The sequence below is a fragment of the Pseudomonas sp. S2_B07 genome (assembly GCF_054668435.1).
Genome location: NZ_CP162769.1, coordinates 4,859,005 through 4,880,713, shown reverse-complemented (window position 1 = coordinate 4,880,713; position 21,709 = coordinate 4,859,005). Strand labels below are relative to the sequence as shown.

Annotated in this window: 23 protein-coding genes; 1 reads left to right on the top strand and 22 read right to left on the bottom strand. The window is 58.8% G+C overall.

The window, feature by feature from the left end; genetic code table 11:
• Positions 1–51: 51 nt before the first annotated feature.
• The 19 genes from der to trmJ all read right to left on the bottom strand — a co-directional run bounded on the left by der (position 52) and on the right by trmJ (position 16,817).
• Positions 52–1,521 carry a ribosome biogenesis GTPase Der gene (der, locus tag AB4N43_RS22520; protein ID WP_027922762.1) on the bottom strand — a complete coding sequence of 490 codons (1,470 nt, stop codon included), beginning with the start codon at positions 1,519–1,521 and terminating at the stop codon, positions 52–54.
• Between the two features lie 139 nt (positions 1,522–1,660).
• A complete protein-coding gene (bamB, locus tag AB4N43_RS22515; protein WP_027922761.1) occupies positions 1,661–2,812 on the bottom strand; it encodes an outer membrane protein assembly factor BamB in 1,152 nt (383 codons plus the stop codon).
• Positions 2,805–3,446: a tetratricopeptide repeat protein gene (locus AB4N43_RS22510; protein WP_027922760.1), complete on the bottom strand. Its 642-nt coding sequence runs from the start codon at positions 3,444–3,446 to the stop codon at positions 2,805–2,807. Before AB4N43_RS22510 ends, bamB begins: the two co-directional genes overlap by 8 nt.
• A 40-nt stretch (positions 3,447–3,486) precedes the next feature.
• Positions 3,487–4,776, bottom strand: coding sequence for a histidine--tRNA ligase (gene hisS, locus AB4N43_RS22505; protein ID WP_059182204.1), 1,290 nt, complete (start codon positions 4,774–4,776; stop codon positions 3,487–3,489).
• Positions 4,777–4,800: 24 nt separating this feature from the next.
• The gene (ispG, locus tag AB4N43_RS22500; RefSeq protein WP_027922758.1) at positions 4,801–5,910 is read right to left on the bottom strand and encodes a flavodoxin-dependent (E)-4-hydroxy-3-methylbut-2-enyl-diphosphate synthase; all 1,110 of its coding nucleotides are present in this window, start codon (positions 5,908–5,910) and stop codon (positions 4,801–4,803) included.
• 3 nt (positions 5,911–5,913) lie between these two features.
• Positions 5,914–6,969: a RodZ domain-containing protein gene (locus AB4N43_RS22495; RefSeq protein WP_460151957.1), complete on the bottom strand. Its 1,056-nt coding sequence runs from the start codon at positions 6,967–6,969 to the stop codon at positions 5,914–5,916.
• On the bottom strand, positions 6,969–7,727 hold the full coding sequence (gene pilW / locus AB4N43_RS22490; protein ID WP_059182202.1) for a type IV pilus biogenesis/stability protein PilW: 759 nt from the start codon (positions 7,725–7,727) through the stop codon (positions 6,969–6,971). The genes AB4N43_RS22495 and pilW overlap by 1 nt, the downstream gene beginning before the upstream one ends.
• Before the next feature lie 17 nt (positions 7,728–7,744).
• Positions 7,745–8,887, bottom strand: coding sequence for a dual-specificity RNA methyltransferase RlmN (rlmN, locus tag AB4N43_RS22485; RefSeq protein ID WP_027922755.1), 1,143 nt, complete (start codon positions 8,885–8,887; stop codon positions 7,745–7,747).
• Positions 8,888–8,915: 28 nt separating this feature from the next.
• The gene (ndk, locus tag AB4N43_RS22480) at positions 8,916–9,341 is read right to left on the bottom strand and encodes a nucleoside-diphosphate kinase (protein ID WP_007903599.1); all 426 of its coding nucleotides are present in this window, start codon (positions 9,339–9,341) and stop codon (positions 8,916–8,918) included.
• Between the two features lie 88 nt (positions 9,342–9,429).
• Positions 9,430–9,630, bottom strand: coding sequence for a Fe-S cluster assembly protein IscX (gene iscX, locus AB4N43_RS22475; protein WP_460151956.1), 201 nt, complete (start codon positions 9,628–9,630; stop codon positions 9,430–9,432).
• A 14-nt stretch (positions 9,631–9,644) separates the two neighbouring features.
• Entirely contained in the window at positions 9,645–9,986 is a 342-nt protein-coding gene (gene fdx / locus AB4N43_RS22470; RefSeq protein ID WP_460151955.1) for an ISC system 2Fe-2S type ferredoxin, read from the bottom strand.
• Between the two features lie 2 nt (positions 9,987–9,988).
• Positions 9,989–11,851 (bottom strand): Fe-S protein assembly chaperone HscA, encoded by a 1,863-nt coding sequence (gene hscA, locus AB4N43_RS22465; RefSeq protein ID WP_194940597.1) that lies wholly within the window; start codon positions 11,849–11,851, stop codon positions 9,989–9,991.
• 51 nt (positions 11,852–11,902) lie between these two features.
• Complete coding sequence (hscB, locus tag AB4N43_RS22460) at positions 11,903–12,424, bottom strand: co-chaperone HscB (RefSeq protein ID WP_027922751.1); 522 nt, start codon at positions 12,422–12,424, stop codon at positions 11,903–11,905.
• An 8-nt stretch (positions 12,425–12,432) separates the two neighbouring features.
• Complete coding sequence (gene iscA, locus AB4N43_RS22455) at positions 12,433–12,756, bottom strand: iron-sulfur cluster assembly protein IscA (protein WP_027922750.1); 324 nt, start codon at positions 12,754–12,756, stop codon at positions 12,433–12,435.
• 34 nt (positions 12,757–12,790) lie between these two features.
• On the bottom strand, positions 12,791–13,177 hold the full coding sequence (iscU, locus tag AB4N43_RS22450) for a Fe-S cluster assembly scaffold IscU (protein WP_003443374.1): 387 nt from the start codon (positions 13,175–13,177) through the stop codon (positions 12,791–12,793).
• Between the two features lie 85 nt (positions 13,178–13,262).
• Positions 13,263–14,477, bottom strand: coding sequence for an IscS subfamily cysteine desulfurase (locus AB4N43_RS22445; protein WP_027922749.1), 1,215 nt, complete (start codon positions 14,475–14,477; stop codon positions 13,263–13,265).
• Between the two features lie 50 nt (positions 14,478–14,527).
• Entirely contained in the window at positions 14,528–15,019 is a 492-nt protein-coding gene (gene iscR / locus AB4N43_RS22440) for a Fe-S cluster assembly transcriptional regulator IscR (protein ID WP_027922748.1), read from the bottom strand.
• Between the two features lie 248 nt (positions 15,020–15,267).
• Positions 15,268–16,044, bottom strand: a complete 777-nt coding sequence (cysE, locus tag AB4N43_RS22435) for a serine O-acetyltransferase (RefSeq protein WP_027922747.1) — start codon at positions 16,042–16,044, stop codon at positions 15,268–15,270.
• A gap of 2 nt (positions 16,045–16,046) precedes the next feature.
• Positions 16,047–16,817 carry a tRNA (cytosine(32)/uridine(32)-2'-O)-methyltransferase TrmJ gene (gene trmJ, locus AB4N43_RS22430; protein ID WP_027922746.1) on the bottom strand — a complete coding sequence of 257 codons (771 nt, stop codon included), beginning with the start codon at positions 16,815–16,817 and terminating at the stop codon, positions 16,047–16,049.
• Positions 16,818–17,123: 306 nt separating this feature from the next.
• On the opposite strand from trmJ, the gene suhB reads away from it, so the two are divergent.
• Positions 17,124–17,942: a type III secretion system regulator SuhB gene (gene suhB / locus AB4N43_RS22425; RefSeq protein WP_027922744.1), complete on the top strand. Its 819-nt coding sequence runs from the start codon at positions 17,124–17,126 to the stop codon at positions 17,940–17,942.
• A 248-nt stretch (positions 17,943–18,190) separates the two neighbouring features.
• Here the strand turns inward: suhB and AB4N43_RS22420 are convergent, their stop codons facing one another.
• The 3 genes from AB4N43_RS22420 to secD all read right to left on the bottom strand — a co-directional run bounded on the left by AB4N43_RS22420 (position 18,191) and on the right by secD (position 21,651).
• Positions 18,191–18,739, bottom strand: coding sequence for a glycine zipper 2TM domain-containing protein (locus AB4N43_RS22420; protein WP_027922743.1), 549 nt, complete (start codon positions 18,737–18,739; stop codon positions 18,191–18,193).
• A 119-nt stretch (positions 18,740–18,858) separates the two neighbouring features.
• Complete coding sequence (gene secF, locus AB4N43_RS22415) at positions 18,859–19,773, bottom strand: protein translocase subunit SecF (RefSeq protein ID WP_027922742.1); 915 nt, start codon at positions 19,771–19,773, stop codon at positions 18,859–18,861.
• 9 nt (positions 19,774–19,782) lie between these two features.
• Positions 19,783–21,651 carry a protein translocase subunit SecD gene (gene secD, locus AB4N43_RS22410; RefSeq protein ID WP_027922741.1) on the bottom strand — a complete coding sequence of 623 codons (1,869 nt, stop codon included), beginning with the start codon at positions 21,649–21,651 and terminating at the stop codon, positions 19,783–19,785.
• Positions 21,652–21,709 lie beyond the last annotated feature (58 nt).

Here is a 21,709-nt window from a genome sequence, read left to right as displayed (position 1 = left end):
ACCCTTTCTTGCTTCGACTTGAAGCTTGCTGCTTGAAACTTAAAGCTGCTTCTATTTCTTATCGCGGCGCTTTTTGTCGGCCTTTTTGTGGTGCGACATCATGCGACGCTTCTTGTTGACCTGGCGGTCGGTCAGCGTGGTCTTTTTGCCTTCGAACGGGTTCTCGCCGCCCTTGAACTCGATGCGGATCGGCGTACCGACCAGCTTCAAGACACGACGGTACGTGTTTTCCAGGTAACGAACGTAAGACTTCGGCACCTTCTCGATCTGGTTACCGTGGATCACGATGATCGGCGGGTTCGCACCACCCAAGTGGGCGTAACGCAGCTTGATCCGGCGGTTGTTGACCATCGGTGGCGCGTGCTCACCGACAGCATCTTCCAGAATCTGGGTGAGGCGGTTGGTCGGCCAACGGGTCACGGCGGACTTGAACGAGTTCTGTACTGAGGCGTAGAGGTTGCCCACGCCCGTGCCGTGCAGGGCCGAGATGAAGTGGATGTCGGCGTAATCAACGAAGAACAGTCGGCGTTGCAGCTCGACCTTCACGAAGTCGCGCTCGCTCGGCGTCATGCCGTCCCACTTGTTGATCGCGATCACCAGCGCACGACCCGACTCAATGGCGAAGCCCAGCAGGTTGAGGTCGTGGTCCACCACGCCTTCGCGGGCGTCCATGACGAAGATCACCACGTTGGCGTCTTTGATCGCTTGCAGGGTTTTGACCACGGAGAATTTTTCAACTTCTTCGTGGATCTTGCCGCGCTTGCGCACACCGGCGGTGTCGATCAGCGTGTACTTCTCGTCGTTACGCTCGAACGGGATGTAGATACTGTCGCGGGTGGTGCCGGGTTGGTCATACACGATCACCCGGTCTTCACCGAGCATGCGGTTGACCAGGGTCGACTTGCCGACGTTCGGGCGACCGATGATGGCGATCTTGATACCGTCTTTTTCGCTTGGGCCAGGAATGCGCTTGGCTTCCTCACCTTCGGCAACGATCTCTTCTTCGCCGTCTTCCGGCTCTTCCTCGTCTTTCGGGAAATCGCTCAGGGCGATTTCCAGCATCTGGGTGATGCCACGACCATGAGCACCGGCGATAGGAATCGCGTGGCCCATGCCCAACGGGGCGAACTCGGCGCGGGCCATTTCAGGGTCGATGTTGTCGACCTTGTTGGCAACCACGTAGGAACGCTTGTTACGTTTGCGCAAATGCTCGGCGATCATCTGGTCGGCGGCGGTGAAACCAGCCTTGGCATCTACCAGGAACAGAACGACATCCGCTTCTTCAATGGCCAGCAGCGACTGCTCGGCCATTTTTTCGTCCATACCGTGCTCGTCACCGGAGATACCGCCGGTGTCGACCAGAATGTAGGAACGCCCTTGCCACTTGGCCTCACCGTATTGGCGATCACGGGTCAGACCGGACAAGTCGCCGACGATGGCGTCACGAGTCCTGGTCAGGCGGTTGAACAAGGTGGACTTGCCGACGTTCGGTCGGCCCACCAGGGCGATTACGGGAACCATGCGGCTCTCCACTTCGTTATTTCAGAAAATACAAAAGCCGCTGCGAGGCAGCGGCTGGTGCTCGGGGCAACGCTTGAGGGCGCTGCGAACCCCGTGTTACGGGGCTGCCTGGGGATTAACCCCAAGCATAGTCAAACCTTTACTTAATGGTCAGGGCTTCCAGTTTGCCGCTGTTGCCATACACATAAATCGTGTCACCCACCACCAGCGGACGGGCACGCAGGCCGTCGCTGTCAATCTTTTCGCGGCCGACGAAACGACCGTCCACCTGGCTCAGCAGGTGCAGGTAGCCTTCCATGTCGCCGACTGCAACGTAGCTGGAGAACACTTCCGGAGCCGACAGTTGACGACGGGCCAGCGAGTCGTTGCTCCACAATGCAGTGGTGGAACGCTCGTCGACGCCTTCAACCGTGCCCGCAGACAGGCTCACGTAGACGTTGCCAAAGCCCTGGGCGACACCGGCATAGCTGGAAGCATCACGCTGCCAGAGCTGACGACCGCTTTCCAGGTCCAGTGCCGCAACGCGACCCTGATAGCTGGCAACGTACAAAGTACCGCCGGACAGCAGCAAGCCGCCGTCGATATCGACCACACGTTCCAGCTCCGAACGACCTTGTGGAATCGCTACTCGCTGTTCCCACACCGGCACGCCGTTGGTGATGTCCAGAGCGACCACTTTACCGGTCGACAGGCCAGCCAGCGCAAGGCGGTTGGTCACGATCGGTGCGCTGGTGCCGCGCAGGGTCAGGACCGCAGGCGTACTGTCATACAACCAGCGCTGGTTGCCGGTCGCGGCATCCAGACCGATCAGACGGTCGTCCTGAGTCTGAACCACAACCACGTCACCGTTGTTGGCCGGCGGTGCGAGGACTTCACTGGTCACGCGAGCGCGCCATTTCTCTTCACCGTTGATCGCGTCCAGTGCAACGATTTCGCCTTTGAGCGTGCCGATCATGACCAGCCCGTAACCCACGCCAACGGCGCCGGAAACGGGCAGTTCGAGATCTTTCTTCCATTTGACGTCGCCATTGCTGCGATCCATCGCGACCACCACGCCAGTGACGTCGGCAGCATAGATGTTGTCGCCATCAATCGCCGGTACCAGCATGTTGTAGGTTTCGCCCTGACCGTCACCGATCGAACGACTCCACTGCTTGTGCAAGACCACTTCTTCTTTGAAGTCGACGAGCTCGGCAGGCGGCAATTCTTTTTTGCTGTTGCTGCTGCAACCCGCGGCCAAAATGGCCAGGGCCAGCAATGCTGCATGTTTCCAACGAATCACGTCACGCATCCCCTTTGGCCAGATCGTCCAGCTTGATTTGTAGGCCGCCGACCGCCGCTTCATCCGACAGGGCTGCCTTGGCTTTTTGATACGCCGTGTTCGCTTCGTCGGTACGACCCAACTGCACCAGCAGGTCGCCTTTGAGTTCTTCACGAGTGGCCAGGAATGCTTTGTCGGCATCGCCTTCGAGCAACTTCAGGGCTTCATCGGCCTTGTTCTGCGCGGCCAGTACCTGCGCCAGACGCTGACGGGCGATTTCACCCAGCGCCGGGTTGGCCGGTTTGGCGACAATGGCTTTGAGCTCGGTGGCGGCGTCGTCCAGCTTGGCGCTGTCGACCGCGACTTTCGCCACGAACAGGCTGCCGTATTGTGCGTAGGCACTGCCGGCGAACTCGCTGTTGAGCTTGCCAGCCAGGTCGGCAACACGGGCTGCGTCAGGCTTGCCGTCAGGCGTCAGCGTGGTTTCGAGCAGTTGCTGATAGAGCATCGAGGCGCCTTGCGACTGATTGCTCTGATATTTGTGAAAGGCTTGCCAGCCGAACACGATGACCAGCGCCAGCAGGCCGCCAGTAACCAGGGGCTTGCCGTTGCGTGACCACCAGTCCTTCAAATCCGCCAGTTGTTCGTCTTCGGTACTCGACACCCCAATACTCCTTAATCGCTAAATCGGCTGTTTGACAGCTTCAACCCTGCACGACGCAGGTGGCCAGGTGTGCAGCAAGCGCATCCCAGGCAATGCTTTGTTGTTCGCCCTGGCCACGCAGGGGTTTGAAACCTACCACTTGCTGGGCCATCTCATCGTCACCGAGGATCAGCGCATACAGCGCACCGCTCTTGTCGGCCTTCTTGAACTGGCTTTTGAAGCTGCCGGCGCCGGCATTGACTTGCAGGCGCAGGTTGGGCAATTGATCACGAACACGTTCACTCAGGGTCAGGCCGGCGAGTTCCGCCGCTTCGCCGAAGGCGCAGAGGTAGACATCGACCTGACGGGAGATTTCTTCCGGGATCTGCTCCAGGGTCTCAAGCAACAGCACCAGGCGCTCGATGCCCATGGCGAAACCAACGCCCGTGGTCGGCTTGCCGCCCATCTGCTCGACCAGACCGTCATAACGACCGCCGGCACACACGGTGCCCTGGGCGCCCAACTTGTCGGTGACCCATTCGAAAACGGTCTTGCTGTAGTAATCCAGCCCGCGAACCAGCTTCGGGTTGATCACATAAGGAATGCCGGCGGCGTCCAGACGAGCCTTGAGGCCCTCGAAGTGCACGCGGGACTCATCGTCCAGGTAGTCGGCCATTTTTGGCGCGTCGACCAGGATCGCTTGGGTGTCGGCGTTCTTGGTGTCCAGAACCCGCAACGGGTTGGTCTTCAGACGGCGTTGGCTGTCTTCGTCCAGCTTGTCCAGATGCGCGGACAGGAACTCGACCAGCGCTTCACGATAGCGACCGCGCGATTCGGCAGTGCCCAGGCTGTTGAGCTCGAGCTTGACCGCATCACGGATGCCCAACTCGCCCCACAGGCGCCAGGTCAGCACGATCAGCTCGGCATCGATGTCCGGACCGTCGAGGTTGAACACTTCGACACCGATCTGGTGGAACTGGCGATAACGGCCTTTCTGCGGACGCTCGTGACGGAACATCGGGCCGATGTACCAGAGTTTCTGCACCTGGCCACCACCGGTGATGCCGTGCTCAAGCACTGCACGCACGCACGCAGCCGTGCCTTCCGGACGCAGGGTCAGGGAGTCGCCGTTGCGATCTTCGAAGGTGTACATCTCTTTTTCGACGATGTCGGTCACTTCACCGATGGAGCGCTTGAACAGCTCGGTGAACTCGACGATCGGCATGCGGATCTGCTTGTAACCGTAGTTATCCAGCAGACGCGAAACGGTGCCCTCGAAATGACGCCACAGGGGAGTCTGTTCGGGCAGGATGTCGTTCATGCCACGAATGGCTTGCAGAGACTTGCTCACTTTAAATCCTTAAATTCGTTCGGCTCAGCCGCGGGCGATGACTGCCGCGTCGGCTTCGACTTTCTCGGCCGCTTTCTGGCGGATCAAGCGTTCAAGCTCATCCACCAGATTGTCATTCGTCAGTTTCTGCGACGGCTTACCGTCGATGTAAATCAGGTTGGGCGTGCCGCCGGTCAAGCCGATATGGGCTTCCTTGGCTTCACCCGGCCCGTTGACCACGCATCCGATGACCGCGACATCCAGCGGCACCAACAAGTCTTCGAGGCGCCCTTCCAGCTCGTTCATGGTCTTGACCACATCGAAGTTCTGCCGCGAGCAGCTCGGGCAGGCGATGAAGTTGATGCCACGGGAACGCAGATGCAGGGATTTGAGAATGTCGTAGCCGACTTTCACTTCCTCGACCGGGTCAGCCGCCAACGAGATGCGAATAGTATCGCCAATCCCTTCGGCGAGCAGCATACCGAGGCCCACGGCGGATTTCACTGTGCCTGAACGCAAACCACCCGCTTCGGTGATACCCAGGTGCAGCGGCTGGACGATTTCCTTGGCCAGTAAACGGTAGGCTTCGACGGCCATGAACACGTCAGAGGCCTTCACGCTGACCTTGAAGTCCTGGAAATTCAGGCGTTCGAGGTGCTCGACGTGACGCAGGGCAGATTCAACCAGCGCTGCCGGGGTCGGCTCGCCGTACTTCTTCTGCAGGTCTTTTTCCAGGGAACCGGCGTTGACGCCGATGCGGATCGGAATCCCGCGATCACGGGCGGCATCGACTACCGCGCGGACGCGGTCTTCGCGACCGATGTTGCCCGGGTTGATCCGCAGGCAGTCCACACCCAACTCGGCCACGCGCAATGCGATCCGGTAGTCGAAGTGGATGTCGGCCACCAAGGGCACTTTGACCAGTTTCTTGATCTTGCCGAAGGCTTCGGCGGCATCCATGTCTGGCACGGAAATGCGCACGATGTCGACGCCAGCGGCTTCCAGACGATTGATCTGGGCCACGGTGGCGGCAACATCATTGGTATCGCTGTTGGTCATGCTCTGCACAGCGATAGGCGCATCGCCGCCAACAGGCACGTTACCGACCCAGATCTTGCGGGATTCGCGACGTTTGATTGGAGATTCGCCGTGCATGACTTATTGACCCAACTTCAGGCGAGCAGTCTCGCCACTGGTGAACGGAGCGACATCAACCGCCTGACCGTTGTAGCTGACCTGCGCACCACGGGCGAAGCCCAGACGCACGGCAAACGGCGGCTTGCCGCTGACGGAAACGCTATCGCCTTTACGCTTGAGACCACTCAACAGCACCTTGCCGGTGCCATCGGTCACTTGCGTCCAGCAATCGGCGGTGAACTGCAGCTGAACCTGGCCCTGACCGGCTACTGGAGCCGTCGCAACCGGTGCCTGTGCGGCAGGAGCAACCGGAGCGGTCACTACCGGTGCCGGAACCGCTGGAGCAGCCGGCGCCGGAGCAGTCGGCGTCGCAACCACTGGGGCAGTGTTGTGCGCTGGAGCAGCAACAACAGGAGCGGCGTTGTGCGTCGGAGTCACCGGTGTCGATACTACCGGAGCAGCCGGCGTGGTTGCTTCAGCTTCAGCCGGTGCTTCAGAGGAGGTCTCGGCTTGTGGCAATGCCAGCGAAGTAGTCCCTTCCGCCTGACCTTCCGCGACGGCCTGGTCTTCCGGCTCGTCCAGCGGATGGATCTGGGTGGTGCCGTCGGCGCCTTCAACTTCTACATGTTCCGGGGCGAGGCCGATCGAATCCTTGGTGCGCAGCGAGGTTTGATCCTGCCACCAGACAAAACCACCCCCAATCACCGCGATCAGCAGCAACAGGCTGACGATGCGCAAAATAGTATGGGAAACCCGTACCGGCTCTTCGATACGCCCCAGGCTGTGAACGCTGCTGCCCTGGGAATCGGTGCCGGTGGACTGGTCGAACTGCTGGACGAGAACGGCCTGGTCCATGCCCAGCAATTTGGCGTACGCACGGATATAACCGCGAGCAAAGGTATGCCCAGGCAGCTTGTCGAATGCGCCGGCTTCAAGATTGCTCAAGGAGGTGACGGTGAGGTTGAGCTTGAGGGCCACTTCGGCCAGCGACCAGCAATTGCTTTCGCGGGCCTGGCGCAAAGTCTCACCGGGGTTAACGCGATTCGCTGCTACAACTTCGGGATGCGCCGCTTTCATCATTGCTCCGACAGGTATTGCTGATATTCCGGCGTACCGGGATAGAGTCGTTTTAGTTGCAGGCCTGCACTTGCGGCCTTGTCGCGATCTTCGAACACATTTGCCAGCCGAACGCCGAGCAATAGACTACGTGCATTTTGCTCGGCCAGCAGGCTAAAACGATCGTAATAGTCACGCGCGGGCACATAATGCCTGTCTTCGAAGGACAACTCAGCCATTTCGAGCAATGCACGTGGCTGTTGGCGATTCAAACGCAGGGCTTTTTCGAGTTGCTGCTGTGCAAGATCACGCTCGCCCAACTTTGAAGCGGTCATGCCCAGGTTCTCGAATACTCGCGAACGCTCAGGATACAGCGTATCGGCGGCGGCCTGTTCAAAGCGCTCGTACGCCTCTTTGTAGCGTTTTTCCTCGAAGAGGAAGCTGCCGTAATTGTTCAGGATTCGTGCGTCGTTGGGGCGGGAAGACAATGCCTTGCGAAAATGCTGGTCGGCCAGTTCCGGCTCCATTTCAGCCTGAAACACCAGACCCAGCGCGGCGTTGGCATCAGGGTCCGAGTCATCCAGCTCCAACGCCTTTTTCAGCGGGACCTTGGCGCGTTCGGTCATGCCCTGCTGCAAGTACCCCAGGCCCAGCTGTACATAAGCCACACGCGCTTCATCGCGCCCCTTGCTGGTCTTCATCGGGTTGAAATCGCCCGACAGGACACAACCAGCACATAGGCTGGCCCACAGCAAAAGCAGCGCGAAGCGCAGGGACATAGAGATCCTCTCTTTAATTATTTCGCAGCGTTTGTAGCCATATCGTTCTCGGCGCTCAACTCGCGCACGGCGATATAACGTTCGCTGCGACGGGTGCGATCCAGCACCTGCCCTACCAATTGGCCACACGCGGCATCGATGTCTTCACCGCGAGTGGTGCGTACGGTGACATTGAAGCCTGCATGGTGAAGCTGATCCTGAAACCGGCGAATCGCGTTGTTGCTCGGGCGCTCGTAACCGGAATGCGGGAACGGGTTAAACGGAATCAGGTTGATCTTGCACGGGATGTTCTTGAGCAGCTCGATCATCTCAACGGCGTGTTCAACTTTGTCGTTGATGTCCTTGAGCAAGGTGTACTCGATGGTCAGCACGCGTTTTTCGCCCAGGGACGACATGTAGCGCTGGCACGACTCGAGCAGCATCTTAAGCGGATATTTCTTGTTGATCGGCACCAATTGGTTACGCAATGCGTCATTCGGTGCGTGCAGCGACAACGCCAGGGAGACGTCGATGTGCTTGGACAGCTCATCGATCATCGGTACCACGCCGGAGGTCGACAGGGTCACACGGCGCTTGGAAATGCCGTAGCCCAGGTCGTCCATCATCAAGTGCATGGCCGCGACGACGTTGTCGAAGTTCAGCAGCGGCTCGCCCATGCCCATCATCACCACGTTGGTGATGGCACGGTCGGCAGTCGCCGGGATGCTGCCAAACGATTTATTGGCAATCCACACCTGACCGATGACTTCGGCGGCGGTGAGGTTGCTATTGAAACCTTGCTTGCCGGTGGAGCAGAAACTGCAATCCAGGGCACAGCCTGCCTGGGACGAAACGCACAGAGTGCCGCGCTTGCCCTGGGGAATGTACACGGTCTCGACGCAGCTGCCGGATGCCACGCGCACCACCCACTTACGGGTGCCGTCGGTGGAAATGTCCTCGCTGACCACTTCAGGACCGCGAACTTCAGCAATCACCTTGAGCTTGTCGCGCAAGGCTTTGCTGACGTTCGTCATGGCGTCGAAATCATCGACGCCAAGGTGGTGAATCCATTTCATTACCTGACCGGCACGGAAACGCTTCTCCCCGATCGAGTCGAAGAATTTTTCCATTTCCTGTTGAGTCAGACCCAGCAGGTTGGTTTTTACAGTCGATGTAGTCATGGATTCACCTTCACTCTTAAGCCAATGCTTAGCGAGTGGTTACTTCAGTAGCTGCGAAGAAGTACGAGATTTCGCGAGCAGCAGCGGCTTCGGAGTCCGAACCGTGTACAGCGTTGGCGTCGATGGAGTCAGCGAAGTCAGCGCGGATGGTGCCGGCAGCAGCTTCTTTAGGGTTGGTAGCGCCCATCAGCTCACGGTTCAGAGCGATAGCGTTTTCGCCTTCCAGAACCTGAACAACAACCGGGCCGGAGATCATGAAAGCAACCAGGTCGTTGAAGAAACCACGAGCGCTGTGCTCAGCGTAGAAGCCTTCAGCTTCAGCTTTGGACAGTTGCTTCAGTTTCGAAGCTACAACGCGCAGGCCTGCTTTTTCGAAACGAGTGGTGATCTCGCCGATGACGTTTTTTGCAACAGCGTCAGGCTTGATGATGGAGAAAGTACGTTGAACAGCCATGGTGTAACTCCAGAAACGGTAATTTGTGAAAAATTAAACCCGCGAATTATACGCGGGTTCTTGGGTATTGCCTAACCTGCAGCGTGGCTCAGTCGCGTTCTTCGATCCAGTGGGCCTGAATGGCCTCCAGAATCTTTTCGCCACTATGCTCAGGCTTGTCGTCGAAATCGGGCAATTCCATAACCCATTTGCGCAGATCGACGAAGTTGATCGACATAGGGTCAACATCGGGCTTGCTTTCAGCCAGCTGGATCGCAATCTCCAGCACATCAGTCCACTTGAGACTCATGACAATTCCTTGAATCAGTGCGGCGCTTCGGCTGCGTGGTTGAGCGAGTATTTCGGAATTTCGACGGTCAGGTCTTCCGTGCCGACTCTGGCCTGACACGCCAGGCGGGACTGAGCTTCCAGCCCCCAAGCCTTATCAAGATAGTCTTCTTCCAGCTCGTCAGCCTCTTCCAGCGAATTAAAGCCTTCACGAATCAGGCAATGACACGTGGTGCAGGCACAGACGCCACCACAGGCACTTTCCATCTCGATGTGGTGTTCGTGCGCCAGTTCGAGGATGGAAATGCCGGGCTCAGCCTCTACAACCATGCCGTCCGGGCAAAACTTCTCGTGTGGCAGAAAAATGACCTGCGGCATCGTTATTCCTCAATCTCGTTCAGGTTGCGCCCCGCCAGCGCGGCTTTCACCGTCGAGTCCAGGCGGCGGGCAGCAAAGGCATCGGTCACTTGCGACAGACGCTTGGTCTGCTGCTCGATGGCGTAACCATCGGTACCTTTCATCAGTTCGGCCAGTTCCTGCATCTGCAACTCGATGACCATGCGCTCTTCGGCGTCGAGCAGGCGCTCACCGTCGACATCAAGGGCGGCCTGCACCGCCTCGATCAGGCGCTGTGCATCGACTTGCTGCTCACGCAGTACACGGGCGACTTTATCGTCATTGGCGTGCTGGAACGAATCCTTGAGCATCTTGGCGATTTCGCCGTCGGTCAGACCGTAGGACGGCTTGACCTGAATGCTCGCTTCAACGCCCGAACCCAATTCACGGGCCGAAACGCTGAGCAGACCGTCGGCATCAACCTGGAAGGTCACGCGAATCTTCGCCGCACCGGCCACCATCGCTGGAATGCCGCGCAATTCGAAGCGTGCCAGGGAGCGGCAGTCGCTGATCAGCTCGCGCTCGCCCTGCAATACGTGGATCGCCATGGCCGACTGGCCATCTTTATAAGTCGTGAAGTCCTGGGCGCGAGCGACGGGAATGGTGGTGTTGCGCGGAATCACCTTCTCCATCAGGCCGCCCATGGTTTCCAGCCCCAGGGACAACGGAATCACGTCAAGCAACAGCAGTTCATCGCCATCGCGCTTGTTGCCAGCCAGCGTATCGGCCTGGATCGCGGCACCGATGGCCACCACTTGATCCGGGTCGATTTCAGTCAGCGGCTGACGACCAAAGGCTTCCGCGACCGCTTCGCGAACGCGAGGCACACGCGTCGAACCACCGACCATGACCACCGCGTGCACTTCTTCCAGCTCAACACCCGAATCACGCACGGCGCGGCGGCAGGCTTTCAGGCTGCGAGCGACCATCGGCTCGATCAGCGCATCAAAGGTTTCGCGGGTCAGCTCGGCTTTCCAGCCGCCATGAGCCACTTCAACCGACGAGGCGGTGGTCAGCGCTTCTTTGGCGGCACAAGCCGCTTGCAACAGTTGACGCTGCGCCCCCGGATCGAGGTCGGCGGACAGACCGGCGCTCTCGATGATCCAGCCAGCGATCGCGTGATCGAAGTCATCGCCGCCCAGCGCGCTGTCGCCGCCGGTAGCCAAAACTTCAAACACGCCGCCGGTCAGGCGCAGAATCGAAATATCAAAGGTGCCGCCGCCCAGGTCATAAATGGCGACCAGGCCTTCAGCGTGTTGATCCAGACCGTAAGCCACAGCGGCGGCGGTTGGTTCATTGAGCAAACGCAGCACGTTCAGACCGGCGAGCTTGGCCGCGTCCTTGGTGGCTTGACGCTGCGCATCATCGAAATAGGCGGGAACGGTAATCACCGCGCCGACCAGCTCGCCACCCAAGGTCGCTTCAGCGCGCTGACGCAGCACTTTGAGGATATCGGCGGAGACTTCGACCGGGCTTTTCGGCCCCTGCACGGTGTCGATGAACGGCATGTGCGACTCGCCACCGACAAAGCGGTACGGCAGTTGATCGCCCAATTGCTTGACGTCGGACAGACCACGACCCATCAAGCGCTTGACCGACAGCACGGTGTTCAAGGGATCTGTGGCGGCAGCCAGTTTGGCGGACTCGCCGACTTCGACGCGATCTGCGTGATAACGCACGGCAGACGGCAGGATGACCTGCCCGTCAGCGTCGGCCAGAGGCTCGGAAAGACCACTGCGCAACGCAGCGACCAGCGAATTGGTAGTGCCCAAGTCGATCCCCACAGCCAGACGACGCTGGTGCGGTTGAGGACTTTGGCCGGGTTCGGCGATCTGCAGTAGGGCCATTGGTATCAGGACTTATCTGTATATCAGGCGTGCGACCGGAGCGGCACTGGGTTAATCGTCGAGGCGCTCTTCTAACTGGCGCACTTCGTAGGTGAGCTTGTCGAGGAACTGCATGCGCCGCATCAGGCGTTCGGCCTGCTCACGGTGCGCCGCATCATTCCAACAAGCCGCGAAGCTTTGGTTCAGTACATCCTGGGCGGTTTTCAAGCGACGCTTGAACGCTGCAACACCGGCCAGATCAGCACTGTCTTGCAGGTCTTCGAGCTCTTCACGCAGCTCCATCTGCTGCAGCAAAAACTCCGGATCATGCACCGTGACCTCCAGCGGCAGCTCACCACCGTTCAAGGCGAGCAAGTAACGCGCGCGCTTGGGCGGACTTTTGAGCGTCTGGTAGGCCTCGTTGAGGCTCGCGGATTGCTCTAGCGCCAACCGCTGCTCACGCTCGGAAGCGTCAGCAAAGCGGTCCGGATGAACACTGCGCGCCAACTCACGGTAGCGCGTAGCCAGCTGGTCGAGGTCCAGATTGAAACTCGGTTGCAGCTCAAATAAAGCGAAATGACAAGGAGTACCCACGACAAGCCTCAGATGTTGAAGCTTTCGCCGCAGCCACATTCACCGCGTACGTTGGGGTTGTTGAACTTGAAGCCTTCGTTCAACCCTTCCTTGACGAAATCGAGCTCGGTGCCGTCCAGGTAGGCCAGGCTTTTCGGGTCGATAATCACTTTTTCACCGTGACTTTCGAACACCTGATCCTCTTCAACCACCTCGTCGACAAACTCCAGCACGTAGGCAAGGCCGGAACAGCCTGTGGTGCGAACACCCAGACGAATCCCTTCACCTTTGCCGCGCCCGTCGAGGGAGCGCCGCACGTGTCGAGCAGCCGCTTCTGTCATGCTGATAGCCATCGGTGACTCCTTACTCGTCGCCAAAACCTGAAAGTCAGATCAAGCCTTTCTTCTGCTTGTAGTCACGAACGGCCGCTTTGATAGCGTCTTCTGCGAGTACGGAGCAGTGGATTTTCACTGGCGGCAAGGCCAGTTCTTCAGCCAGCTGAGTGTTCTTGATGGTCTCGGCTTCGTCCAGGGTCTTGCCCTTCATCCACTCGGTAGCGAGGGAGCTGGAGGCGATAGCCGAACCGCAACCGTAGGTCTTGAACTTGGCGTCTTCGATGATGCCTTGCTCGTTGACCTTGATTTGCAGGCGCATAACGTCGCCGCATGCTGGAGCGCCGACCATGCCGGTGCCGACATCAGGATCTTCCGCGTCCATCTTGCCGACGTTGCGCGGGTTTTCGTAGTGGTCGATGACCTTTTCGCTGTAAGCCATGATGCTTAATCCTCACTCATCAGAGAGTCGCTCTTTAAGCCCTGCCAACCTGGGTTGTACAGGGCCGGTTCGCGGCGACTTGAAATCAGTGTGCCGCCCACTCGATTTTCGAAATGTCGACACCGTCTTTGTACATGTCCCACAGCGGCGACAGAGTGCGCAGCTTGGTAACGGCCTCGCAGACTTTCTGCGCGGCGTAATCGATTTCTTCTTCGGTGGTGAAACGGCCGAAGGTGAAGCGAATCGAGCTGTGTGCCAGTTCGTCGTTGCGGCCCAGGGCGCGCAGTACGTACGAAGGTTCAAGGGACGCCGAGGTGCAGGCCGAACCGGACGAAACCGCCAGGTCCTTGAGCGCCATGATCAGCGACTCGCCTTCAACGTAGTTGAAGCTCAGATTCAGGTTGTGCGGTACACGAGCGGTCATGCTGCCGTTGATGTACAGCTCTTCCAGGCCTTCGACCTGTTTGAAGAAGCGGTCGCTCAGGGCTTTGATGCGCACGTTTTCGGCAGCCATGTCTTCTTTGGCTACGCGGAAAGCTTCACCCATGCCGACGATCTGGTGGGTCGCCAGGGTGCCGGAACGCATGCCACGCTCGTGACCGCCGCCGTGCATGGTCGCTTCGATGCGAACACGCGGCTTGCGGCTGACGTACAGCGCGCCGATGCCTTTAGGGCCGTAGGTTTTGTGGGCAGAGAACGACATCAGGTCGACTTTCAGCTTCGACAGGTCAATGTCGACCTTGCCGGTGGACTGAGCCGCGTCGACGTGGAACAGAATGCCCTTGGAGCGGGTCAGTTCGCCGATGGCTTCGATGTCGTTGATGGTGCCGATTTCGTTGTTCACGTGCATGACCGAGACCAGGATGGTGTCGTCACGCAGCGCCGCTTCGATCATCGCCGGCGTTACCAGACCATCAGTCTGAGGCTCGAGGTAGGTCACTTCGAAGCCTTCACGCTCCAGTTGGCGCATGGTGTCGAGGACAGCCTTGTGCTCAATCTTGGTGGTGATCAGGTGTTTGCCTTTGGTCGCATAGAAATGCGCCGCACCCTTGATTGCCAGGTTGTCGGATTCGGTGGCACCGGAGGTCCAGACGATTTCACGCGGATCGGCGTTGACCAGGTCTGCGACCTGACGACGGGCGTTTTCGACGGACTCTTCAGCTTTCCAGCCGAACACGTGGGAACGGGACGCCGGGTTACCGAAGTTTCCGTCAACCAGCAGGCATTCACTCATTTTTTGCGCAACACGCGGATCAACCGGGGTGGTCGCAGAGTAATCAAGGTAAATCGGCAATTTCATGGACTATCTCCTAAATCAGGCTGGCTGGCGTGCCGTTAGCTCTTTGGCTGTCATTCGACGGCGGACGCTTCAATCTTGTCCAGGCGTGGCGCCTTGCTGTTGCAACGGCGCTGGTCCTGACGCTGGGCTATGTCTTGTACCTCACGGCGAGTCACAAGGTCAGCCAAGCTGATACCGCTCAGAAATTCGTGAATCTGCAGGCTCAAGTCGCACCACAAGTGGTGAGTCAGGCAGGTGTCGCCTGAATGGCAATCGCCTTGGCCCTGGCATTTGGTGGCATCTACTGATTCGTTCACCGCATCGATCACCTGGGCGACCTGGATGCCCTGCATCTCGCGGGACAGTTGGTAGCCGCCGCCCGGACCGCGGACGCTGGACACCAGATTGCTACGGCGCAATTTGGCGAAAAGCTGTTCGAGGTAGGACAGGGAGATGCCTTGGCGCTCGGAGATATCGGCCAGGGACACCGGCCCGTGCTGCGCGTGCAACGCCAGATCGAGCATGGCGGTCACGGCGTATCGGCCTTTTGTAGTCAGTCGCATGGACAATTACCACGGAGTTCGGAATGGGGCGAGTATGCAATTCCCGAGTGTTTAAGTCAACTATAAGACCTAGTACTTTAGTCAGGTTTACCCGCAAAAGAGCGGCCGCATCATAGCAAAGGCTGGACGGTTACAGCCAGCAATTGCGCGTTATCGTTCATCGCGGGCAAGCCCGCTCCCACAGGGTCCCGTGTGAACACTGAGATACCTGTGGGAGCGCGCTTGCCCGCGATTGAAGTCGACCCGGTCTAGCTCGCCTGGCTCTGATCCTTGTCCTTCACACAGGCGAAGTCTTCTTCGCGCAGTTCAGGCAGGTCCTTGGCACAGTAATTACTGCCCAGATCCTTCAGTGCGCCGCACATCCCCTCCAGACGACCATCGACCGCCTGCAAGTGATCCAGCAACTGACCAATGGCACGCGCTACAGGGTCCGGCATGTCTTCGCCGACACCGTAGGCATCGAAGCCGATTTTCTCGGCCATGGCCTTGCGCTTGGCATCCTGCTCGTCATCGGACTTGACGATGATCCGCCCCGGAATACCGACAACGGTCGCGCCGGCAGGCACTGCCTTGGTCACTACGGCGTTAGAACCAACCTTGGCACCCGCGCCGACGGTAAACGGACCCAGCACCTTGGCGCCCGCCCCCACCACTACGCCATCTTCAAGGGTCGGGTGACGCTTGCCCTTGTTCCAGCTGGTGCCGCCCAGCGTCACACCTTGATAAAGGGTGACGTCATTACCGATCTCGGCGGTTTCACCAATAACGATGCCCATGCCATGGTCAATAAAGAAGCGACGACCGACCTTGGCACCCGGATGAATCTCGATCCCGGTCAGCCAGCGACCGAAGTTCGACACCAGTCGCGCCAGCCATTTCAGCTCTGCGCGCCACAAGACCGACGACAGACGGTGAATCCAGATGGCATGCATGCCCGGGTAGCACGTCAGAACTTCAAAAGCGTTACGCGCCGCCGGGTCTCGATGGAATACGCTTTGGATATCTTCACGCAAACGCTCAAACATCATTAATCCTTCCGCTTTAGAAGCTCGCCACGGGCCGCTTTTTGGGTTTCCGTGAGGATGCCACGCAATATGTTCATTTCCGCCCGGCTGACCGAGCTACGTCCGTACAACCGGCGCAGGCGCGCCATCAAGTGCCGTGGTTTTTCCGGATCGAGGAATTCGATGGCCACCAGGGTGTGTTCCAGGTGCTCATAGAATCGCTCCAGCTCATCCATGGTCGCCAGTTCACCACTTTTGGTGGACGCCACTTCATCCTTCTCGACCTTGCTCGGCTGCCCTTGGGCCGCGAGCCAGGACATGCGCACTTCATAGCCCAGCACCTGCACCGCCGCCCCAAGGTTCAGCGAGCTGAACTCAGGGTCTGATGGAATGTGCACGTGATAATGACATCGCTGCAGCTCTTCATTGGTCAGACCGGAATCTTCACGACCAAACACCAAGGCAATCTCGGCGCCCTGCCCGGCTTCTTCCACCACTTTCACACCGCATTCGCGGGGATCGAGCAGCGGCCAGGGAATGCGCCGGTCGCGAGCACTGGTGCCGAGCACCAGATTGCAGCCGACCAAGGCATCTTCCAAGGTGGCGACGACTTGCGCGTTTTCAAGGACATCCCCGGCACCGGAAGCACGAGCGTCGGCTTCGTGATGCGGAAACTGCCGCGGTTCGACCAGCACCAGCCGCGACAGGCCCATGTTCTTCATGGCACGCGCAGCCCCGCCGATGTTGCCGGGATGGCTGGTATTGACCAGGACGACACGAATGTTATGCAGCACGGGAGGCAGTCTCGAACACAGAAATAAGGAGCCGAATCTTACAGTTCCTCCGGGTGTCCCGCCTCAAAAATAACTGTTCACTTTTGACGGCGTTCAATGTCGGCATGCTGCGCTGCCGCTTCTCCCCATAGCAAGCCATGAGTCGGCGCGGCGCCTTGCCCGCCAACATTGACCACTCGTCAAAAAGTGAACGTATTTCTGAGGCGGGACACACCGTTAAGCTATGAAAGCGAACACCGACCTTCTCCTGTAGAAAAGTTCTGATAGAATGCTCGGCTTTCTTTAACAACCTTAGGTGACACATCCATGCAGCCCATGCTGAATATCGCGCTGCGCGCCGCCCGCAGCGCCAGTGAATTGATTTTCCGCTCCATCGAGCGCCTGGATACCATCAAGGTCGACGAAAAAGACGCCAAGGATTACGTATCCGAGGTGGATCGCGCCGCCGAACAGAAAATCATCGATGCGCTGCGCAAGGCCTACCCGAACCACTCGATCCTGGGTGAAGAAACCGGCATGCACGCCGGCAACGGTATCGAAGGCGAAGAATACCTGTGGATCATCGATCCGCTGGACGGCACCACCAACTTCCTGCGCGGCATTCCTCACTTCGCTGTCAGCATCGCCTGCAAATACCGCGGTCGCCTGGAACACGCTGTTGTTCTGGACCCGGTTCGCCAGGAAGAATTCACCGCCAGCCGTGGTCGCGGCGCTCAACTGAACGGTCGTCGTCTGCGCGTCAGCGGTCGCACCAGCCTGGACGGCGCCCTGCTGGGTACCGGCTTCCCGTTCCGTGACGACCAGATGGACAACCTCGACAACTATCTGGGCATGTTCCGCGCCCTGGTTGGCCAGACTGCCGGCATCCGTCGCGCGGGTTCGGCGAGCCTGGACCTGGCCTACGTGGCTGCCGGTCGTTTCGACGCATTCTGGGAGTCGGGCCTGTCCGAGTGGGACATGGCTGCAGGCGCCCTGTTGATTCAGGAAGCCGGTGGCTTGATCAGCGACTTCACCGGTGGTCACGAATTCCTTGAGAAAGGCCACGTCGTTGCCGGTAACACCAAATGCTTCAAGGCAGTTCTGACGGCGATCCAGCCGCACCTGCCAGCCTCGCTGAAGCGCTAAGCCTCCAGCGAAAGAGAAAGCACCCTTCGGGGTGCTTTTTTATGCCTGCGATTTGGGTATTACCCCCAATCCTTGTGGGAGCCGGGCTTGCCCTCGATGGCGGTTTCGCCTGCACCCTTCATGGTGACTGACACATTGCTATCGCGGGCAAGCCCGGCTCCCACAGGGTTTTACGGTGATTCATGAATTCCAGGCACAAAAAAAGCACCCCGAAGGGTGCTTCTTTTTAAACGCTTAAGCCTGAAGATTTAGCGGTTTTCTTCGTTCTGCGACAGGACCAGCTTGCCTTCCTTGTCGACCGGGATCTGGTTGCCCGGATCACGATCCATCCGCACCTTGCCTTCCTTGCCATCCAGCGAATAACGAACATCGTAGCCAACGACCTTGTCGCTGATGTCATTCACTGTATTACAGCGAGTTTGAGTCGTGGTGTAGGTGTCACGCTCTTGCATGCCTTCCTGAACCTTGTTGCCTGCATAACCACCGCCGACAGCGCCTGCGACCGTAGCAATCTTCTTGCCGGTGCCGCCGCCGATCTGGTTACCCAGCAAACCACCTGCTAATGCACCGACCACCGTACCGGCAATCTGGTGTTGATCCTTGACCGGCGCTTGCCGAGTCACTGCGACATCCTTGCAGACTTCACGTGGCGTCTTGATCTGTGTCTTGACCGGTTCAACGGCTAGTACTTGCGCATACTCAGGGCCGCTTTTAACCAGGCTGTAGGTGGCAACAGCACCCCCGGCAGTCACACCGACAGCACCCAATACCGCACCAACCAGCAACGACTTGTTCACATGAACCTCCTGACCATCACATGCGGGACAAACCCGCGCTTCTCCCAGCCTTGGAGCATAAAAAAAGGCGCGAGTTCAACTCGCGCCTTTTTTGGCAGTCCGCGGGAAAGCGATGGCCGTTATGGACGGTCGTCGACTTCCTTCTCGGTTGCCGCAGGAGGAATCAGATCCTCACTGTTCAGGTTCAGCCAGATCAGCACCACGTTCGCGATGTAGATCGACGAGTAAGTACCCGCCAGAACACCGATGAACAGGGCAATGGAGAAGCCGAACAGGTTGTCACCACCGAAGAACAGCAGGGCCGCAATCGCCAGCAACGTGGAGATCGAAGTCGCCATGGTCCGCAGCAGGGTTTGCGTGGTCGAGATGTTGATGTTCTCGATCAGGTTAGCCTTGCGCAGTACCCGGAAGTTCTCACGAACCCGGTCGAATACCACGATGGTGTCGTTGAGCGAGTAACCAATGATCGCCAGTACCGCCGCCAGCACCGTCAGATCGAAAGTGATCTGGAAGAACGACAGGATACCGATGGTCACGATCACGTCGTGGATCAACGAAACGATCGCACCGACCGCAAACTTCCACTGAAAGCGGAATGCCAGGTAGATCAGGATGCCGCCCAGCGCCATCAGCATGCCGAGGCCGCCCTGGTCGCGCAGTTCTTCACCCACCTGCGGGCCGACGAACTCGACGCGCTTGACCGTCGCCGGGTTGTCGCCGCCGACTTTCAGCAGCGCTTCTGCCACTTGATGACCCAACTGTGGATCTTCACCCGGCATACGCACCAGCAAATCGGTAGTTGCACCGAAGCTCTGCACGATGGCTTCGTGATAGCCCGATGTCACCAGTTGCTCACGCACCTTGGTGACGTCAGCCGGACGCTCGTAGGTCAGCTCAATGAGCGTACCGCCGGTGAAGTCCAGGCCCCAGTTCATGCCCTTGTGGAAGACGCTGAAAATGGCCAGCGCCGTAAGGAACAATGTGACGCCGAACGCAAAGTTGCGAACGCCCATGAAGTTGATTGTACGTAACATGGCAGCCCCTTAAATCCACAACTTCTTGAAGTCACGACCGCCGAAGATCAGGTTGACCATCGCGCGGGTCACCATGATGGCCGTGAACATCGAGGTAAAGATCCCGAGGGACATGGTCACTGCGAAGCCTTTGACCGGGCCGGTGCCCATCGCAAAGAGAATCCCGCCGACCAACAGTGTGGTCAGGTTGGCGTCGAGAATCGCGGTGAATGCCCGGCCGAAGCCTTCGTTGATTGCCCGTTGTACGGTCATGCCCGCCGCGATCTCTTCACGTATCCGCGAGAAGATCAGTACGTTGGCATCGACCGCCATACCCATGGTCAATACGATACCGGCGATACCCGGCAGGGTCAGCGTTGCACCCAGCAAAGACATCAAGGCCAGCAGCAGCACCATGTTCACCGCCAGCGCGACGGTGGCAATGATGCCGAAGAAGCGGTAGATGGCGATGATGAACAGCGAGACAAACAGCATGCCCCACAGCGAAGCATCGATACCCTTGACGATGTTGTCGGCACCCAGGCTTGGACCAATGGTGCGCTCTTCAGCGAAGTACATTGGTGCAGCCAGACCACCGGCACGCAGCAGCAGCGCCAGTTCGGACGACTCGCCCTGGCCGTTCAGGCCAGTGATGCGGAACTGAGCACCCAGCGGCGACTGGATGGTCGCCAGGCTGATGATCTTCTTCTCTTCTTTAAACGTCTGGACCGCAACGTCTTTCTCGACGCCGTTGACCATTTGCTTGGTGTAGGTGGTCACAGGGCGTTGTTCGATGAAGATCACCGCCATGCTGCGACCGACGTTGCTGCGAGTCGCACGACTCATCAGCTCGCCACCGTGGCCATCCAGACGGATGTTCACTTCTGGCGTGCCGTGCTCGCCGAAGCCAGCCTTGGCGTCAGTCACTTGGTCACCGGTGATGATCAGGCCACGCTCGATCTGTGCCGGCGGACGCTTGCCTTCACGGAACTCGAAGGTTTCGGAAGTGGCTTTCGAAGCACCTGGCTCAGCCGCCAGACGGAACTCGAGGTTGGCCGTCTTGCCGAGGATACGCTTGGCTTCTGCGGTGTCCTGAACGCCCGGCAATTCAACCACAATGCGGTTGGCGCCCTGACGCTGAACGATCGGTTCGGCAACACCCAGTTCGTTGACGCGGTTACGTACCGTGGTCAAGTTCTGCTTGATGGAGTATTCGCGGATTTCCGCCAGCTTGGCTGGGGTCATCGCCAGACGCAGCACCGGTTGACCATTCAGGTCGGCCGGAACAATGTCGAAATCGTTGAAGTTCTTGCGGACCAGCGCACGGGCCTGTTCGCGGGTTGCTTCATCACTGAAGCCCAGCTGAATGGCACCGTTGAGTTGCGGCAGGCTGCGATAGCGCAGTTTCTCTTTACGCAACAGGCTCTTTACATCGCCTTCGTACACTTTCAAGCGTGCGTCGAGGGCTTTGTCCATGTCCACTTCCAGCAGGAAGTGCACACCACCGGACAAGTCCAGACCCAGCTTCATCGGGTGCGCGCCGAGGCTGCGCAGCCACTGCGGCGTGGTTTGTGCCAGGTTCAGTGCAACGACGTAGTCATCACCCAATGCCTTGCGCACGACGTCTTTGGCCGGCAGCTGATCTTCAGCCTTGGTCAGACGAATCAGACCGCCCTTGCCATTGGCCGCCAGCGTGGCTGCCTTGACGTTGATCCCGGATTCCTTGAGCGCTGTGCTCACGCGATCCAGATCAGCCTGATTGACCAACAGCGCAGTACTTGCACCGCTGACCTGAATGGCCGGGTCATCAGGATATAGATTGGGAGCGGAATAAATCAGACCGACCGCCAGCACCGCCAGGATCAGAATGTATTTCCACAGAGGGTATTTGTTCAGCATCACGCCGCCCGTTTATGACGCGGGGCGCCTTGCGCGCCCCGTCGATTGAATATGAAGT

Excerpts from the sequence above, each read along its gene's own strand:
- der (WP_027922762.1), bottom strand. The coding sequence starts at position 1,521 with ATGGTTCCCGTAATCGCCCTGGTGGGCCGACCGAACGTCGGCAAGTCC.
- bamB (WP_027922761.1), bottom strand. The coding sequence starts at position 2,812 with ATGCGTGACGTGATTCGTTGGAAACATGCAGCATTGCTGGCCCTGGCC.
- ispG (WP_027922758.1), bottom strand. The coding sequence starts at position 5,910 with ATGCACGGCGAATCTCCAATCAAACGTCGCGAATCCCGCAAGATCTGG.
- AB4N43_RS22495 (WP_460151957.1), bottom strand. The coding sequence starts at position 6,969 with ATGAAAGCGGCGCATCCCGAAGTTGTAGCAGCGAATCGCGTTAACCCC.
- pilW (WP_059182202.1), bottom strand. The coding sequence starts at position 7,727 with ATGTCCCTGCGCTTCGCGCTGCTTTTGCTGTGGGCCAGCCTATGTGCT.
- rlmN (WP_027922755.1), bottom strand. The coding sequence starts at position 8,887 with ATGACTACATCGACTGTAAAAACCAACCTGCTGGGTCTGACTCAACAG.
- ndk (WP_007903599.1), bottom strand. The coding sequence starts at position 9,341 with ATGGCTGTTCAACGTACTTTCTCCATCATCAAGCCTGACGCTGTTGCA.
- iscX (WP_460151956.1), bottom strand. The coding sequence starts at position 9,630 with ATGAGTCTCAAGTGGACTGATGTGCTGGAGATTGCGATCCAGCTGGCT.
- fdx (WP_460151955.1), bottom strand. The coding sequence starts at position 9,986 with ATGCCGCAGGTCATTTTTCTGCCACACGAGAAGTTTTGCCCGGACGGC.
- hscA (WP_194940597.1), bottom strand. The coding sequence starts at position 11,851 with ATGGCCCTACTGCAGATCGCCGAACCCGGCCAAAGTCCTCAACCGCAC.
- iscA (WP_027922750.1), bottom strand. The coding sequence starts at position 12,756 with ATGGCTATCAGCATGACAGAAGCGGCTGCTCGACACGTGCGGCGCTCC.
- iscU (WP_003443374.1), bottom strand. The coding sequence starts at position 13,177 with ATGGCTTACAGCGAAAAGGTCATCGACCACTACGAAAACCCGCGCAAC.
- AB4N43_RS22445 (WP_027922749.1), bottom strand. The coding sequence starts at position 14,477 with ATGAAATTGCCGATTTACCTTGATTACTCTGCGACCACCCCGGTTGAT.
- iscR (WP_027922748.1), bottom strand. The coding sequence starts at position 15,019 with ATGCGACTGACTACAAAAGGCCGATACGCCGTGACCGCCATGCTCGAT.
- cysE (WP_027922747.1), bottom strand. The coding sequence starts at position 16,044 with ATGTTTGAGCGTTTGCGTGAAGATATCCAAAGCGTATTCCATCGAGAC.
- suhB (WP_027922744.1), top strand. The coding sequence starts at position 17,124 with ATGCAGCCCATGCTGAATATCGCGCTGCGCGCCGCCCGCAGCGCCAGT.
- secF (WP_027922742.1), bottom strand. The coding sequence starts at position 19,773 with ATGTTACGTACAATCAACTTCATGGGCGTTCGCAACTTTGCGTTCGGC.
- secD (WP_027922741.1), bottom strand. The coding sequence starts at position 21,651 with ATGCTGAACAAATACCCTCTGTGGAAATACATTCTGATCCTGGCGGTG.